17 protein-coding genes are annotated in these 15,290 nt (G+C 58.7%); all 17 read left to right on the forward strand.

Annotation, left to right across the window (positions count from 1 at the left end; genetic code table 11):
- Window positions 1-211 precede the first annotated feature (211 nt).
- Entirely contained in the window at window positions 212-883 is a 672-nt protein-coding gene (locus PH605_RS02130; protein WP_004432529.1) for a response regulator transcription factor, read from the forward strand.
- Window positions 884-988: 105 nt separating this feature from the next.
- On the forward strand, window positions 989-2,284 hold the full coding sequence (locus tag PH605_RS02135) for a flagellar hook protein FlgE (protein WP_142844028.1): 1,296 nt from the start codon (window positions 989-991) through the stop codon (window positions 2,282-2,284).
- 22 nt (window positions 2,285-2,306) lie between these two features.
- Entirely contained in the window at window positions 2,307-3,785 is a 1,479-nt protein-coding gene (gene flgK, locus PH605_RS02140) for a flagellar hook-associated protein FlgK (protein WP_065654447.1), read from the forward strand.
- A 3-nt stretch (window positions 3,786-3,788) separates the two neighbouring features.
- Window positions 3,789-4,892: a flagellar hook-associated family protein gene (locus tag PH605_RS02145; protein ID WP_065654446.1), complete on the forward strand. Its 1,104-nt coding sequence runs from the start codon at window positions 3,789-3,791 to the stop codon at window positions 4,890-4,892.
- A gap of 34 nt (window positions 4,893-4,926) precedes the next feature.
- Window positions 4,927-5,271 carry a flagellar biosynthesis regulator FlaF gene (flaF, locus tag PH605_RS02150; protein ID WP_004432537.1) on the forward strand — a complete coding sequence of 115 codons (345 nt, stop codon included), beginning with the start codon at window positions 4,927-4,929 and terminating at the stop codon, window positions 5,269-5,271.
- Window positions 5,268-5,717: a flagellar biosynthesis repressor FlbT gene (gene flbT, locus PH605_RS02155; RefSeq protein ID WP_003503362.1), complete on the forward strand. Its 450-nt coding sequence runs from the start codon at window positions 5,268-5,270 to the stop codon at window positions 5,715-5,717. The genes flaF and flbT overlap by 4 nt, the downstream gene beginning before the upstream one ends.
- On the forward strand, window positions 5,708-6,178 hold the full coding sequence (gene flgD, locus PH605_RS02160; protein ID WP_065654445.1) for a flagellar hook assembly protein FlgD: 471 nt from the start codon (window positions 5,708-5,710) through the stop codon (window positions 6,176-6,178). Before flbT ends, flgD begins: the two co-directional genes overlap by 10 nt.
- 48 nt (window positions 6,179-6,226) lie before the next feature.
- Window positions 6,227-6,493 (forward strand): flagellar biosynthesis protein FliQ, encoded by a 267-nt coding sequence (gene fliQ / locus PH605_RS02165; protein WP_003503352.1) that lies wholly within the window; start codon window positions 6,227-6,229, stop codon window positions 6,491-6,493.
- A 157-nt stretch (window positions 6,494-6,650) separates the two neighbouring features.
- Window positions 6,651-8,738, forward strand: coding sequence for a flagellar biosynthesis protein FlhA (gene flhA, locus PH605_RS02170; RefSeq protein WP_004432552.1), 2,088 nt, complete (start codon window positions 6,651-6,653; stop codon window positions 8,736-8,738).
- Complete coding sequence (fliR, locus tag PH605_RS02175; protein ID WP_020812910.1) at window positions 8,735-9,490, forward strand: flagellar biosynthetic protein FliR; 756 nt, start codon at window positions 8,735-8,737, stop codon at window positions 9,488-9,490. Before flhA ends, fliR begins: the two co-directional genes overlap by 4 nt.
- 14 nt (window positions 9,491-9,504) lie before the next feature.
- Entirely contained in the window at window positions 9,505-9,924 is a 420-nt protein-coding gene (locus PH605_RS02180; protein WP_004432556.1) for a hypothetical protein, read from the forward strand.
- A gap of 115 nt (window positions 9,925-10,039) precedes the next feature.
- On the forward strand, window positions 10,040-10,597 hold the full coding sequence (locus PH605_RS02185) for a rod-binding protein (RefSeq protein WP_065654443.1): 558 nt from the start codon (window positions 10,040-10,042) through the stop codon (window positions 10,595-10,597).
- 29 nt (window positions 10,598-10,626) lie between these two features.
- The gene (locus PH605_RS02190; RefSeq protein WP_026363659.1) at window positions 10,627-10,995 is read left to right on the forward strand and encodes a hypothetical protein; all 369 of its coding nucleotides are present in this window, start codon (window positions 10,627-10,629) and stop codon (window positions 10,993-10,995) included.
- Window positions 10,995-11,528, forward strand: coding sequence for a flagellar basal body-associated FliL family protein (locus tag PH605_RS02195; RefSeq protein ID WP_142844027.1), 534 nt, complete (start codon window positions 10,995-10,997; stop codon window positions 11,526-11,528). Before PH605_RS02190 ends, PH605_RS02195 begins: the two co-directional genes overlap by 1 nt.
- A gap of 202 nt (window positions 11,529-11,730) precedes the next feature.
- A complete protein-coding gene (locus PH605_RS02200; RefSeq protein ID WP_142844026.1) occupies window positions 11,731-12,405 on the forward strand; it encodes a WecB/TagA/CpsF family glycosyltransferase in 675 nt (224 codons plus the stop codon).
- 114 nt (window positions 12,406-12,519) lie between these two features.
- A complete protein-coding gene (locus PH605_RS02205) occupies window positions 12,520-14,292 on the forward strand; it encodes a GumC family protein (protein WP_142844025.1) in 1,773 nt (590 codons plus the stop codon).
- 77 nt (window positions 14,293-14,369) lie between these two features.
- On the forward strand, window positions 14,370-15,269 hold the full coding sequence (gene folD / locus PH605_RS02210; RefSeq protein ID WP_078051250.1) for a bifunctional methylenetetrahydrofolate dehydrogenase/methenyltetrahydrofolate cyclohydrolase FolD: 900 nt from the start codon (window positions 14,370-14,372) through the stop codon (window positions 15,267-15,269).
- Window positions 15,270-15,290 lie beyond the last annotated feature (21 nt).

Raw genomic sequence — 15,290 nt, forward strand, 5'->3', positions numbered from 1 at the left:
GCATTTCAAGCGGTTTTTTCGGAATTTTGAAATTTCTACACAAAAATTTTGTGCCATATATGGTTAATACCCACTATATATAGATCAAATCGGCACAAAATGGTTAATCAATTATTAATATCTATCGATGATTTCCTACAGTTGTCCCTGAATCGCCCGATTCGTACCAATGCCTCATTGGAAAACACCACACTGATTCGGAGGCGGACGAATGATCGTAGTGGTTGATGAGCGCGAGCTCGTTAAAGACGGCTATACATCTCTATTTGGGCGTGAGGGCATTCCCTCGACCGGGTTCGATCCGGTCGAATTCGGGGAGTGGGTCTCGACGGCGGCGGAAAGCGATCTTGCGGCTGTGGAAGCCTTCCTGATCGGCCAGGGCGACCGGAGCTTTTCTTTGCCGAAGGCGATCAGGGATCGCACGACGGCCCCGGTGATCGCGGTCAGCGACCAGCCCTCGCTGGAATCGACGCTGGCGCTTTTCGACAGCGGCGTCGACGACGTCGTGCGCAAGCCGGTACACCCCCGTGAAATCCTTGCACGTGCGGCGGCGATCCGTCGCCGATTGCAGGTCATCTCGAACTTCACCGATGCTGGACCGATCCGGGTTTTCTCCGACGGCCGCGACCCGGAAGTGGGTGGTGAAGTGTTCCCCTTGCCGCGCCGTGAGCGCCGCATCCTCGAATATTTGATCGCCAATCGCGGACGCCGCGTTTCCAAGGCGCAGATTTTCAATGCCATCTACGGCATCTTCGATGACGACGTCGAAGAAAACGTCGTTGAAAGCCACATCAGCAAGCTGCGCAAGAAGCTGCGTAAGAAGCTTGGCTACGATCCGGTCGATTCCAAACGTTTCCTCGGCTACAGCATTGATTGGCAATGATTTTCATTGACCCGCGTGGTCTTTTTCAAACGCGGTATTTCCGACAGCTTCACGCAAGCCAAACGCTTTACCTTCTCCCTGAAAGATGACCACGAGGGTTTTTGAATGAGTATTTTCGGCACTATGCGAACCGGTGTGTCCGGCATGAATGCGCAGGCGAACAAGCTGGGGACCGTGGGCGACAACATCGCCAATGCAAGCACCACCGGCTACAAGCGCGCATCGACGTCGTTCTCCTCGCTCGTTCTGCCCTCCTCGTCGGGCAGCTACGCGTCCGGCGGCGTGCAGTCCAACGTTCGCTACAGCATTTCGGAGCAGGGCAACCTCTCCTACACCACCTCCAGCACCGACCTTGCCGTTCAGGGCAACGGTTTCTTCGTGGTTCAGGACGGTGCAGGCACGCCCTACCTCACCCGCGCCGGCTCCTTCCAGAAGAATTCGGAAGGTTATCTGGAGAATGCGGCAGGCTTCATGCTGATGGGTTACCCTTACGGCGCCAACCCGCCGGCTGCGGTCGTCAACGGCTTCACCGGCCTTGAGGCCATCAATATCAATGACTTCGGTCTGACGGCGTCTCCCTCCACACAGGGCAGCTTCCCGGCCAACCTTAATCGTGATGAGGCAATCGTTGCTGCGGGATCGCGCCCAAGTGCCAACGTCGCAACGTCGACGGTTGGCAGCAAGACGTCGCTCACGGCGTTCGACAGCGGCGGAGCCAAGGTTCTTTACGACTTCTATTACACGCGCATTGACAACGATGCGTCCGGCAATCCGCAGTGGGAAGTGTCGGTTTATCGTCAGGATCAGTCGACGGATGGCGGCTTCCCCTATACGGCAACTGCCCCGGCTACGCTCGTCAAGGAAACGGTCACCCTGACCTTCGATCCCGCCACCAACAAGCTCACCACCGGATCGGATAACTCGATCACGATTAATGACAACAACAGCGGCGTGGCGCAGGCGATCGAGATCGACCTGTCGCAGATGACGCAGTTCTCCTCGAAGTTCACGCCTGGCACCGCTGTTCTGAACGGTAACGGCCCAAGCCAGATCAAGGACGTCGAAATCGGCAAGGATGGCCTGGTGACGGCGGTCTATCAGGATGGCGGTCGCCGCAATATCTACCAGCTGGCGCTGGCCACGGTGCCGAGCGTCGACAATCTCAGCCCGCAGAACGGTAACGTCTATCTGCCTAGCAACGAGTCGGGTGTCGTCACCATCGGCTTCGCGCAGACCGGCAGCTTCGGTTACATCCAGAAGGGCGCGCTGGAAGGCTCGAACGTCGATATCGCCAGCGAACTCACCGACATGATTGAATCCCAGCGTATCTACACAGCGAATTCGAAAGTCTTCCAGACTGGATCGGATTTGATGGACGTCCTGATCAATCTGAAGAGATAATACTTCTCACGAGGACAGATGAATGTCGCTCACGTCAGCAATGAATACTGCGCAGTCGATTTTCAATAATACAGGTAAGCAGACGGACGTTACCTCCAAGAACATTGCCAATGTCGGCAATGCTAACTACGTCAAGCGAACCGCCATTCTCGGCACGACCATGGCTGGAGCGAGTATCGTCTCCAACGGCCGTGCCCAGAATGAAAGTCTTCTCAGGCAGACGATTTCCAGCTCTTCTCTCGCTTCCGGCCAGAGCACGGTTCTGACCGGCCTTGAGGAAATGAAGAGCATTTTCGGCGGCAACGATTATGAGAGTTCGCCGGCCACCTATATGAAGGAACTGCTGAAGAGCCTGGACGCTTACGCCGCCAAGCCGAGCGATGCCGCTCTGGCCGCAACGGCCGTCACCTCGGCCACCGATGTTGCCAGTTCCCTGAACAAGGCCTCGAACGAATTGCAGGCGATGCGTCTGCGCGCCGACAAGGAAATCGCCCTTCAGGTCGACAAGCTGAACGGGCTGCTTGCGAAGTTCGAGGAAGCCAATAACGAGGTCAAGGCGCAGACGGCGATAGGCGGCGATCCAAGCGACGCTCTCGATCAGCGCGAGACGCTTCTGAAGGATATTTCCTCCATCATCGGCATCAATGTCGTCAATCGTCCCAACAACGATGTGGCGCTTTATACGACGGATGGCGCGACGCTGTTCGAAATCGTGCCGCGCAGCGTCACCTTCAAGACGCAGCCGGGCTATGATGCGACGACCACGGGCAACGCAATCTATGTCGATGGCGTAGCGCTGAAGGCAGGAAGCGGCAGTAACACGACGTCTGAGGGCTCGCTTCAGGGCCTGATGCAGGTTCGTGACGACCTGGCGCCGACGATGCAGAGCCAGCTCGACGAAATCGCCCGCGGCCTCATCACCATGTTTGCGGAAAAGCCGGCCGACGCGACCAGCGGCCTGCCGGATATGCCGGGTCTCTTCACCTACGGCTCGCCGGCGGCGACGACCATTCCGGCAGACGGGATTGTCTCTCCCGGGCTCGCAGCCAGCATTACCGTCAACCCGGCGTTAATTATTTCCAAAGGTGGCAATCCGGAATTGTTGCGCGACGGCGGTATCAACGGTACCGATTACGTGATCAATACCGCAGCGTCGGGGGGAACCGGTTTCTCCGAGCTGATCCGCAGCTATGTTACTGCTTTCGACGCGCCCATGAATTTTGCCGCGTCGACACGTATCGATACGAATACCAGCATCCTGAAATACGGCACCAACTCGATGGGGTGGCTCGAACAGGAACGTTCCGGCGCGACTTCTGCGAACGAAGCGAAAAGCGCGCTTTATGAGCGCTCCGCCACGTCCTATTCGAACAATACGGCGGTCAGTCTGGACGAGGAACTGTCGCTGCTCATGGATATCGAGCAATCCTACAAGGCCGCGACCAAACTGGTGACGACCGTTGACGAAATGCTCAAGTCCCTGATGGACATGGTGAGGTAAACGATGAAAACGTCATTCATTTCATCGCTGGCGATGCAGAACAGCATGCGCAGCACCATCCTCAAGGCTCAGCTCGAGATGACCAATCTCAATACCGAGCTGACGACGGGCAAGCATGCCGATCTCGGCGTGACGCTTGGCGCCAACACCGCCCGCAGCCTCGATCTCAATCGCGATATCGACCGCATCTCTTCGCTGGTGAGCGTCAATTCGATTGCAACGCAACGCCTCAAATCCTCGCAAACGGCGCTGGACGGCATGGCGCAGGCCGCACAGGAAATTCAGAAGGTTCTCGTCCCTAATACCAGCAGCGAAGCGCCGACGCTGACGACGGTTGCCAAAACCATCTCGAATGCCTTCAACAATTTCACCAGCTTCGCCAATACGGCGGTCAATGGCGAGTTTCTGTTCTCCGGCATCAATACGGATGTAAAGCCCGTCGATGACTATTTCGCTGAAGGGTCTACCCTGAAGGAAGCCTATGAGACAGAGCTGAACGCATTCATGGCGGCGCAGACGCCGGCGGTTGGCGACATCACCGGCCTGTCCAAGACCCAGGCCGAAGCCTTCATGACCCATATCGAAGGTGTGTTCAACGGCACCACGACGGTAACGAACCCGCCCCATAGCAGCCTGACGGCCGGCCAGAACTACGATTTCTGGACGACCTTCGGCTCCAAGGCGAGCGACACCAACATGACGAGCCGCATCAGCCAGAACGAGGTCGTGGAAACCTCCAGCAACAGCAATTCGCAGGGCATGCGTTATTTTGCACTGACGGCGATGACGGCGATGACCTTCCTCGACGAAAAGGTGGATAGCGGCGTTCGCGAAATGGTGGCGACCAAGTCGGTGACCAATATCGGCACCGCCATCAGTGGCCTGAACCAGCAGCAAAGCCAGCTCGGCCTTTCCGAAAGCCGCGTTTCGAAGGCCAATGATTCGCTGGCAGCCCAGAAGAAGATCATCGAAACGCATCTGCTGGATATTGAGGGGATCGATACCTACGAGGCGAAGACCCGCCTCGATCTGCTGCAGCAGCAGATTGAAATCGCATACAGCCTCACGTCGCGTCTGCAAAAAATGAGTCTGGTGAACTACCTCTGATGAACAGGGGTGGCGGCAGATAAAGGATACATGAATGTACCAGTTTTCCTACGCCGAAATCATGGAGGATGGTGTCGCCAACGCGAAGGATCGCGAGCGGCAGGCGTTGACAAAATCGATCGACCTTCTGGTGGAGGCAAGGGATTCCTCTTCGCAGCGCCACACGATCGAAGCGCTTTTTTACACTCGACGGGTCTGGATCCGCTTCATTGAGGATCTCAAGCAACCCGACAACCAGCTTGCCATGGAGCTCAGGGCCAATCTGATTTCCATCGCGATCTGGATATTGAAAGAGTGCGAACTTATCCGGAAACGTCAGTCGACGAATTTCCAGGGCATAATTGACGTGACAACCATCATCAGGGATGGACTTAAATGAAAAGTACACTTCGGATTTCGCTGAAATCGGGCGAAAAGATTTTTATCAACGGCGCGGTTCTGCGTGTGGATCGCAAGGTGGCGCTCGAATTCCTGAACGATGTCACGTTTCTGCTTGAAAACCACGTCTTGCAGCCCGATCAGGCGACGACGCCGCTGAGGCAGCTTTATTTCATCGCGCAGATGATCCTCATCAACCCGGAAGGGCGCGACCAATCCACCAACATGTTCCGCAAGTCGGTCAGCATGCTGTTGAACTGCTTCCAGCATGACGAGGTTCTGGCGGAACTCAAGCGGATCGACGGACTGGTTGCCTCGGGCAAGGCTTTCGAAGCGCTGAAGGCCATTCGCGGTCTCTACCCGATCGAGGAAAAAATCCTCAACAATCAGGAAATGACCCCCGCAACGATCGAGCAGATTCGCAAGGAGATAGCACCATGGCGGTAGATGCAGTCACTTCGGCAGCGTCAAATCCCTGGGCCAATGCCGGGGCGAGCAGCTCCGACGGCAGCGCGGCGTCGCTGAACTACGACAGCTTCCTGAAGCTCCTCATCGCCCAGATGAAGAACCAGGATCCGACCAGCCCGATGGATGCGGGCGAGCAGATGTCGCAGCTCGCAAGCTTCTCGCAGGTCGAGCAGACCATCAAGACCAACACCCATCTCAAAAGCATGCTGCAGGCGGAAGCCCTGACGCGCGCCTCCGATCTGGTCGGCAAGACGGTCAAGAGCGCCGACGACACCGTCACCGGCGTGGTGAAGGAAGTCGAGGTCTATTCGGACGGCGTTGTCGCTATCACCGAAGCTGGTGACAAGGTGCTGCTGCAGGCCGGCGTGACCTTCTCCAACGGCCCGATTACGAGTACATCTGATAGCGGAACCGATTCGGATAGCGCGACCGGTTCCTGACATTGAAGAGGCGGCATGACGCCGCCTTTCCGGATTGAGGATGCGACGATGAACGAGGCCGATGCGCTTGACATCATGCAGGCGGCTGTCTGGACGGTTCTCGTTGCGGCCGGTCCCGCGGTTCTCGCCGCCATGATCGTCGGTGTCGTCATCGCCTTCATTCAGGCCCTGACCCAGGTTCAGGAAATGACGCTGACCTTCGTTCCCAAGATCGTCACGATCATGCTCGTCCTCGGCGTCGCCGCCCCCTTCGTGGGCGCGCAGATATCGCTCTTTTCCAATCTCGTCTTTTCCCGCATCCAGTCCGGCTTCTGACGCCGTCCGCTGCGGATGCCACTTTCGCGCAAGCTTCAGCCGCTAGTGATAGGCGCAAAGCATCGGGCCGAATTGCGTGCGCTTTTCGAAAACCGTTGTTACGGAACCGTGCGACGGCTTTTCCGTCGCCCTTCTCATGAAGAGACAGGACGAATTTATGGCGCAACCACCAGTCATCTCCCTGCCCAAGGTCAGTCCGAGCACGCGTGACATCGGTTTCGCACTGGGCATCGTGGCGATCCTCTGCGTTCTCTTCCTGCCCATTCCGGTCATGCTGGTGGATATCGGTCTGGCCTTTTCGATTGCGCTTTCGGTCCTCATCCTCATGGTGGCGCTCTGGATTCAGCGGCCGCTGGATTTCTCGTCCTTCCCGACCGTGCTGCTGATCGCGACGATGATCCGCCTGTCGCTGAACATCGCGACGACGCGCGTTATTCTCTCCCACGGCAATGAAGGGCCGACGGCGGCCGGCGGCGTGATTGCGGGCTTCTCCAGCCTCGTCATGTCCGGCGATTTCGTGATCGGTCTGATCGTCTTCCTGATCCTGATCACCGTCAACTTCATCGTCATCACCAAGGGTGCGACGCGTATCGCCGAAGTCGGCGCACGTTTCACCCTGGACGCCATTCCCGGCAAGCAGATGTCGATCGATGCGGATTTGTCCGCCGGCATCATCGATGAAAAGGAAGCGCAGCGCCGCCGCCGCGAGCTGGAAGAGGAAAGCTCCTTCTTCGGTTCGATGGACGGCGCCTCGAAATTCGTGCGTGGCGACGCCATTGCCGGCCTCATCATCACCGCGATCAATATTTTCGGCGGCATCATCATCGGTTATTTCCGCCACGGCATGCCCATCGGCGAAGCGGCCGACGTTTTCGTCAAGCTTTCGGTCGGTGACGGTATCGTCTCGCAGATCCCGGCCCTGATCGTATCGCTGGCAGCCGGCCTTCTGGTCTCGCGCGGCGGCACCGCCGGCTCGACGGACCAGGCGGTCGTCAACCAGCTGAGCGGTTATCCGCGCGCGCTGATGGTCTCGGCCATGCTGATGGGACTGCTCGCCATCATTCCGGGCCTTCCCTTCCTGCCCTTCATCTTCCTCGGCGGCATCATGGCCTTCGGCAGCTGGTATATTCCGCGCCAGGCGGAGGCCGAAAGCGCGCTGCGGCGTCAGGAAGAGGAGAACAAGGTTCTCCAGACCACCGAGGCGGAAAAGGATTCGGTCAAGCAGGTGCTGAAGACGGCCGAGATCGAACTGGCGCTCGGCAAGCAGGTTTCCACCCGCCTTCTCGGGGCGCATCAGGAACTGGCCTTCCGCGTCGGCAAGATGCGCAAAAAATTCGCGACCCAATACGGTTTCGTCGTACCCGAGATCAAGGTTTCCGACGACATCATGATCCCGGAAAAAGCCTATCAGATTCGCGTTCACGGCACGACCATCGCATCCAGCAACCTGCGCGTCGGCGACGTGCTGGTCGTGACCGGGGCAGGGCGCAAGCCGAGCATTCCCGGCGACGAAATCCGCGAACCCGCTTTCGGCATGCCCGCCGTCTCCATTCTTGAGACCTTCACCGAGGATCTGAAGCGCGAAGGCTTCCATCCGATCGACAACGTCTCCGTGGTGCTGACGCATCTGAGCGAAGTCATCCGCAACAACCTGCCGCAGCTCCTGTCCTACAAGGACGTCAAAATCCTCATCGACAGGCTCGATCCGGAATACAAGAAGCTGGCCGACGAGATTTGCTCGTCGCACATGTCCTATTCCGGCCTGCAGGCGGTGCTGAAACTGCTGCTCGCCGAGCGCGTCTCAATCCGCAACCTGCATCTCATTCTCGAAGCGGTCGCCGAACTTGCGCCGCATGTGCGCAAGACGGAACAGATCGTCGAACATGTGCGGGTGCGCATGTCGCAGCAGCTCTGCGGCGATCTTGCCGACAATGGCGTGTTGCGCGTCCTGCGCCTCGGCAACAAATGGGATATGGTCTTCCATCAGGCGCTGAAGCGCGACCAGAAGGGCGAAATCGTCGAATTCGACATCGATCCCCGCCATCTTGAGGAGTTTTCCGAGCAGGCATCCAAAGTTATCCGTGAATTCATGGATCGCGGCCTGCCCTTTGTCCTTGTAACCTCGCCGGAAACGCGGTCCTATGTGCGCATGATTATCGAGCGACTCTTTGCGACCCTGCCGGTTCTTTCGCATGTGGAACTGGCCAAGGGTCTCGAGATCAAGATTCTGGGCGCCATTTCATGATAACCGACCCGCAGGGGACAATCATTGCATTGTTCCTTGCCATCTGCCGTATCGGCGCATGCTTCATGACCATGCCGGGCTTTTCAAGCTCGCGCATTTCGCCGCAGATTCGCATGCTTCTGTGCGTCGCGGTGTCCATGGCGCTTCTGCCCGTGCTGTGGGACACGATCTATCCGAAAGTTTCCGGCGCAAGCCAGGGCACGGTCGTCGGCCTCATCTTCACAGAGGTCGTCATCGGTTCGATGTATGGCCTGATCGCGCGGTTCTACACCCTCGGTTTCCAGTTCACCGGTGCGCTCATCGGCGCTTCCATCGGTCTCAGTGCGCCGGGCGGGGCCGATGTGATCGAAGACGTGCAGGAAAACCAGATATCCAATTTCATCACCTTCGGCGGCCTGCTGGTTCTGTTCATATTCGATTTCCACCACATCGTCCTCAAGGCGCTGGTGGATTCCTACACCGCCACGCCGGTCGGCGCGCTGATCAGCGGCCAGAAGATGCTGATTACGCTGACCGATACGCTCAGAGCCTCTTTTTCGATCATGCTGCGGCTTGCCAGCCCCTTCGTGATTTACGGCTTGATGTTCAACGTCGCGGTCGGCCTCATCAACAAGCTCGCGCCGCAGATTCCGGTCTTCTTTATCTCGACACCCTTCGTTCTCGCGGGTGGTCTTTTCATGCTTTACCTGTCGGTCGCGGCCCTCATCCGCCAATTCGTGGATGGTTTCGGGCCCGTCTTCATCGGCTTTTGATCGGGGGAAATGCGATGGCTTCGGACAAGCGCTCGGCCAAACTCAAGCGTCTGGTAACAGTCCAGCGGCACATGGAAAAAATGGCCGAGGTGGAACTGGCCGATACCACCCGCACACGGGCGGAAGTTGCGCAATCCATGGAGAACGTGCTGGAGGCCATGAGTTCCATGGAACCGGTGCACCAGACATTTTCCCGGCACTATTCGGACCGCTACGGCCGTCTCGTCGTCCAGGACCGCCAGCTTGAAGGCGTTCAGCAATTTCAGGAAAACAAGGTCCTGAAGGAAAAGACCAAGGCTGACCGGCTGGAGGACAGGATGCACCTTGCGCGCGATCTAGAGGACCGCGAGGCCGACGATAATGCAATCTATGATTTGTTAGAAATTACGAATGTTTCCCACACACCAGCCTCCAGCAAGGTTGGCGATCCATAGTCTGTCCTATTGTTGCATCGCGGGCGTTTTTGACGACGTCTCCGGCGATGTTTCTTGATTGAGCGGATGCGCCGGCTTTCTGTGCCGCCCATTCGTCAGCTCGGGAGATCTGGACGTGGCGATATCGGTGATAAGTGATCTGGTGATGGATGTGGTTCGCGCTGCGGACCCCCAGGAAGTTCAGGTCGCCCAGGAAAAACTCAAGGCGAACAAGGCGGCTTTTGCCGCAACCAGCCTTGCCGATGCCGGCAAGGGCTTTGGCGCCGCGGTCGACATGCTGGATGGCGCCTCCTCCAAGGCTGGTCTCGGCGACACCAATATTCGCGCGGCCCGCACCGAAATCCCGGAAACATACCGCAAATATGAAGCCTCGGTGCTCCAGACCTTCGTGGCCAACATGCTGCCGAAAGACAGCGAGGAAGTTTACGGCAAGGGCAATGCCGGCGAGATCTGGAAGAGCATGATGGCCGAACAGTTTGCCGACACGATTTCCAGAAATGGCGGCGTCGGCATCGCGGAACAGGCTTACAAGGATGCGCTTCGGAAGGCTGAAAGCAAAGGCATTACCGACGTATCGATGAATGAAAAAGACAATAATGCTGCAATTCGGATGGTGGCGGAGTTCGAGCGGCAGGTCCTCGGCGTTTCCAATGAGAAAACGGACGAGGCTTGAGAATGAAAAACCTTAACGAGGAGACAAGCATGGACCTTATGTCGAACGACCACCGTATCCAATCCGTTCTCGGCCGCCTTGAGATGATCATCGACAACGAGAACGACAATATCGGTAAGGACCCCCAGTTCGATTTCAAGGTCTCCAACGCCCACAAGAGCCGTTGCCTCTATGAGCTGACGATGCTGTTCCGCGATACGCCGCGCGAGGAAATCGCCGCCGGTTACATGGAGCAGGTCAAGGGCATCAAGTCCAAGCTCGCCACCAATGCCAGCCGCGTCGAGGCGCATCTGAATGCGGTTCGCGCGGTTGCGGACCTCTTGAAGAACGCCATTCAGGAAGCCGATACGGACGGCACCTATTCGCAGGAACAGTTCATGTACGGCGCAGCCTCCTGATGTTGAAGCTTCTTCTCACTGGCGTCTGGGTTTGCGCCGTCACGCTCGGCGCGGTGTATTTCTCTGTCCAGTTGGCGACGGCGCCCGCGCCGGATGAGGCGGGGGCGAAAAAGGCCAATCTGCAACTGGTCAAGGGCGAAAGCATCACGATCCCCGTCATCAATGATGGCGGGGTAAACGGCTATTTCCTCAGCCGCATTTCGCTGCGCGTCGACAAGACCAAGATGGCGAAGATCGAGCTGCCGGCAACGCAGTTGATGACCGATGAACTGTTCACGCTGCTTGCGGGTTCTTCCATGGTCAATATCGCCAATATTTCCACCTTCGATCCAGAAGCCTTCAAGCAGCGCATCCGCGAGGGGCTGAACAAAAGGCTCGATGACGAGGTGGTCGAGGACGTGCTGATTGAACAGCTCGATTATCTGTCGAAAGCCGACATCCGCGAGCAGAACAGCAATGGCACGCCCCGTTCGGTCAAGCTCGTCGAGGGCGAGAAGGCCGAAGTCGGCAAAGAAGCGGCGCCAAGCCACTGACGACCAGCAGGCGAGGGGCGTCGGCCGGATAGGGGATGCGGAGCATCGTTCTGGTTAATTGTCTCTTGCCGCATCCCCAGGCATTCTAGAGATTGCTTTCAAGCTAAATTCAACCTGCACCTGTATAACAAGCCCATGAACCACCATCCCGCAGACCATGCATTGGATCGGTGGCGATGGGTTTGGCATTTGGGGGTTGGCAATGAGTTTCGCGTCAGGTTTCGCGCGGCCGGAATCGCAACGGAATATCCACGGACTGCGCGTCTGTGATCTCGACTGGAATGGGGCGCTGGAATTGGTCAGCGCCAGGGCGTCTGCCTGTGAAGGACACACGATGCTGTCCTTTCTCACCATCGAGAAGGCGAAACTTTCGCTCAAGAACAACGCCTACCGGCAGATTCTGGAAAGCTGCATGCTTCTGCCGCAGGGCAAAGCAATGAGGGCCGCCGCGCGCAGCGAGAATGGGGAGCCTTTGCCTGCGCCCATCGACGGCGTCGCCTTTGTGATGGCGCTTCTCACCTATATGGCCGTGCCGAAGCGCATCGGTGTGGCGGGAGATGATGCGGCGCAGATCGGCGAGGTTCTTGCCAGGTTGCGGGCGCACGCGCCCTGGCACGATTTCGTCATGCTGAACCGCGATGCATCGGGCGTTAAGGTGGATGTTCTGCTGGCGGGAATGTTGAAGGAAAACCAGGAGACATGGCTGCACCGCACCGTCAGCCGTGAGAATGCACGGGTCACCATCGCGGTTGGCCCGCTGTTCAAGGTCCTGTCGTCGGAAGTGGCCGGCATGCCGGAAATTTTCCGTAAGCTTCACATGAGCTGGCTTTACAGCCTTTGTGCCGAACCCTGGCACATCGCGCTCGGCAAGAGCTGATGCCGTTCCCGCAGGCGTTGCGTTAACCATTTGTTTGCCACGATCCTTTAACCTCTCGTAAGGTTTTGACAGTCGCCCGTCGCGGGCGGCACCGAGGGCGGCAGACGGCTTGAGATGGTTGATGACAATCCGGACATGATGGCGATCCGCCCTGACGAGGATGATGTCGCTGTGCCCGTATCGCAATGGCGCAGACATTGTCGGCGGCTCCTGACGTCCGGCTGCATCGCCGCTGCCACCGTTGCCGGGGCTGCCCTTCCGCTTCTGCTCGTCGATTCGGGCTTTCGCGGTTATGTTTCTCAGGCCCGGATCGAGGTCTCCCAGACCGCTTACGATGCCCCCGATGCTGCCCGTTTTCTCGCGATGGCGCGTCGTACCCTGCTTTCACCCTCCGGGCTCGACCGTATAACCGCCGATCTCAAGCTGAAGTCCGCCGATATGGTCGGCGTTCGCAATCAGGGTGAGCTTGGCCTGCTTTTCGACCTTCTGACCGGCGCGGATGCGCGTCCGCTATCCGAGCGCGAGGCGCTGAACGGTGCGGTGGGCGAAGCGATCCGGCTGGAACTCACTCCGGATGAAAATACGCTGATCGTGACCGGCAAGGCCGCAACGCCGGAAACCGCCATGCGGCTGACCGATTATCTTTCGATGCGCGTGATCGCCGATGGCAAGGCCGGCACCATGACGCCCGCCATGCGCGAGACGGAGAGGGCGCGGACAAGGCTCGATGAGGCGGAAGCCGCGCTGAACGGTTTCCAGATGCGCCACGGTGATGCCGTGATGGCCGAGGCGCAGCAACTCGAACAGCAGCTGCGCGACGTAAACGACAATCTGGCGCGAACCACCCGGCAGCAAGTGTCCGTTCAGGCCGATCTGACGGCGGCTTCAGCGCTGAAGCCGAATGATGTCTTTGCGAAGCCTCTGCCGGCCGGCGTGGGTTTTTCGGCGCTTGAGGATATCAGGCAGAAACACTCGACCGCCAGCATGGCGCTTGCTGCGGTTTCGGTCGATTACGGCCCGAAACACCCCCGCCGCATCGCCGCCCAGAATGCGGTGGATGCCGCACAGGCGCTTGCCGCCCCCGCATTGCGGCAATTGCTGGAAGGCCTGCGGGCGGATGAAAAGCGCATCTCTCAGGAGATCGCGACCGCCAATGGCGAGCAAAAGAAATACCTCGACCGCCTGAACGAACTCGGTGTCGTCCCCGGCGAGTTCTCCAGATTGCAGGGCGAACTGGAAACGGCGCGAAATGTCTATCTCGAGGCAAGCGAACGCCGCGACCTCTCCGCCTCCGCCACGCCCGCGGTCGAGACCCGTTTGGTGAAAAAGGCCGCCCCCGGCGAGTTGACCCGCGATCTGACGCAAGCTGCCATGCTGGCGGGCGGCGGCGCCTTGATCGGCCTGATGGGCAGTCTTTATCTCCTGAGCTACCGTCGCCATGATGAGGAAGAGGAGGGCGCATTGCTCAGCGAAGAGGGCGCGCAACTTCCATCCTCCGTCGAGCCGCCGGTCGAGTCTCTGCAGATTTCCGAATTCGAACCGATCGAGCCCGCTGTGTTCGACGATCTGCCGGACGTCGCCGCAGAGGACATCAAGCCGGAGGAAGACGGCTTTGCCGATTATTACGGCGAGGCCGTCAATGACGACGACGACATGCCGCTGGACGAGCGCGTGCGGCAGGTCCTGATGGGCAACCGCACGGTCAGGAGTGCTGATCCGGCCTCTTCCGGACTTCCACCGCTTCTGGCCGAAGCCTTGGCCGGGGACTTCGACCATGCCCAGGCCGAAGCTGAGGAACTGATGGAATTGCGACGCGAACTGGCGTTCCTGAGAGAGCGTCTTGCCGATTACGCCGATCGCCGCGAAGACTACCGCAAAACAGCCTGAAAACGCCGCATTTTCGCTTGCATTCCTGCGAAGGGGGCACCATACGGAGCCTACGTAACCCAGCAGGAGCAGGACGCATGGCAGTTGTGATTGACGGGAAGGCGAAGGCGGCTTCGGTAACGGAGGCGGTCCGCAAATCGGCAGAAGCGCTTGAGGCGGAAAAGGGCGTAAAGCCCGGTCTCGCGGTTGTCATCGTCGGAAACGATCCGGCCAGCCACGCTTACGTGAACTCCAAGAGCAAGATGGCCAAGCAATGCGGTTTCAACTCCATCCAGCACACGCTGCCGGAGGAAACCACGCAGGCCGCACTCCTGAAGCTTGTCGGCGAATTGAATGCCGATGCCTCCATCCATGGCATTCTGGTGCAGCTTCCCCTGCCGAAACACTTCAATTCCGATGAGATCATCCAGTCGATCCTGCCGGAGAAGGATGTGGATGGCTTGAGCGTGCTGAATGCCGGTAAGCTCGCGACCGGCGATCTCGCAACCGGTCTCATTTCCTGCACGCCTGCCGGCGCCATGCTTCTGGTACGTGGTATTCACGGCGAAGACCTTTCCGGCCTCAACGCCGTGGTCATCGGCCGCTCCAACCTGTTCGGCAAGCCCATGGGCCAGCTTCTCCTGAATGCCAATGCCACGGTGACGATGGCGCATTCCCGCACCAAGGATCTGGCCGGCATCTGCAAAACGGCGGATATTCTGGTCGCGGCGGTCGGTCGCGCGGCGATGGTCAAGGGCGACTGGGTAAAGCCCGGCGCGACGGTCATCGATGTCGGCATCAACCGCATTCCGGCGCCGGAAAAAGGCGAAGGCAAGTCGAAGCTGGTGGGCGATGTCGCCTATGACGAGGCGAGCGCCGTTGCCGCCGCCATCACGCCCGTTCCGGGCGGCGTCGGCCCGATGACGATCGCCATGCTGATGGCCAACACCGTCATCGCCGCACATCGCGCGCTGGGTCTGACCGCGCCGAAGTTTTAAGCCTGTCGCGTTCAATCGAAC

Source organism: Agrobacterium sp. CFBP 3001, assembly GCF_027871605.1.
GTDB lineage: Bacteria > Pseudomonadota > Alphaproteobacteria > Rhizobiales > Rhizobiaceae > Agrobacterium > Agrobacterium leguminum.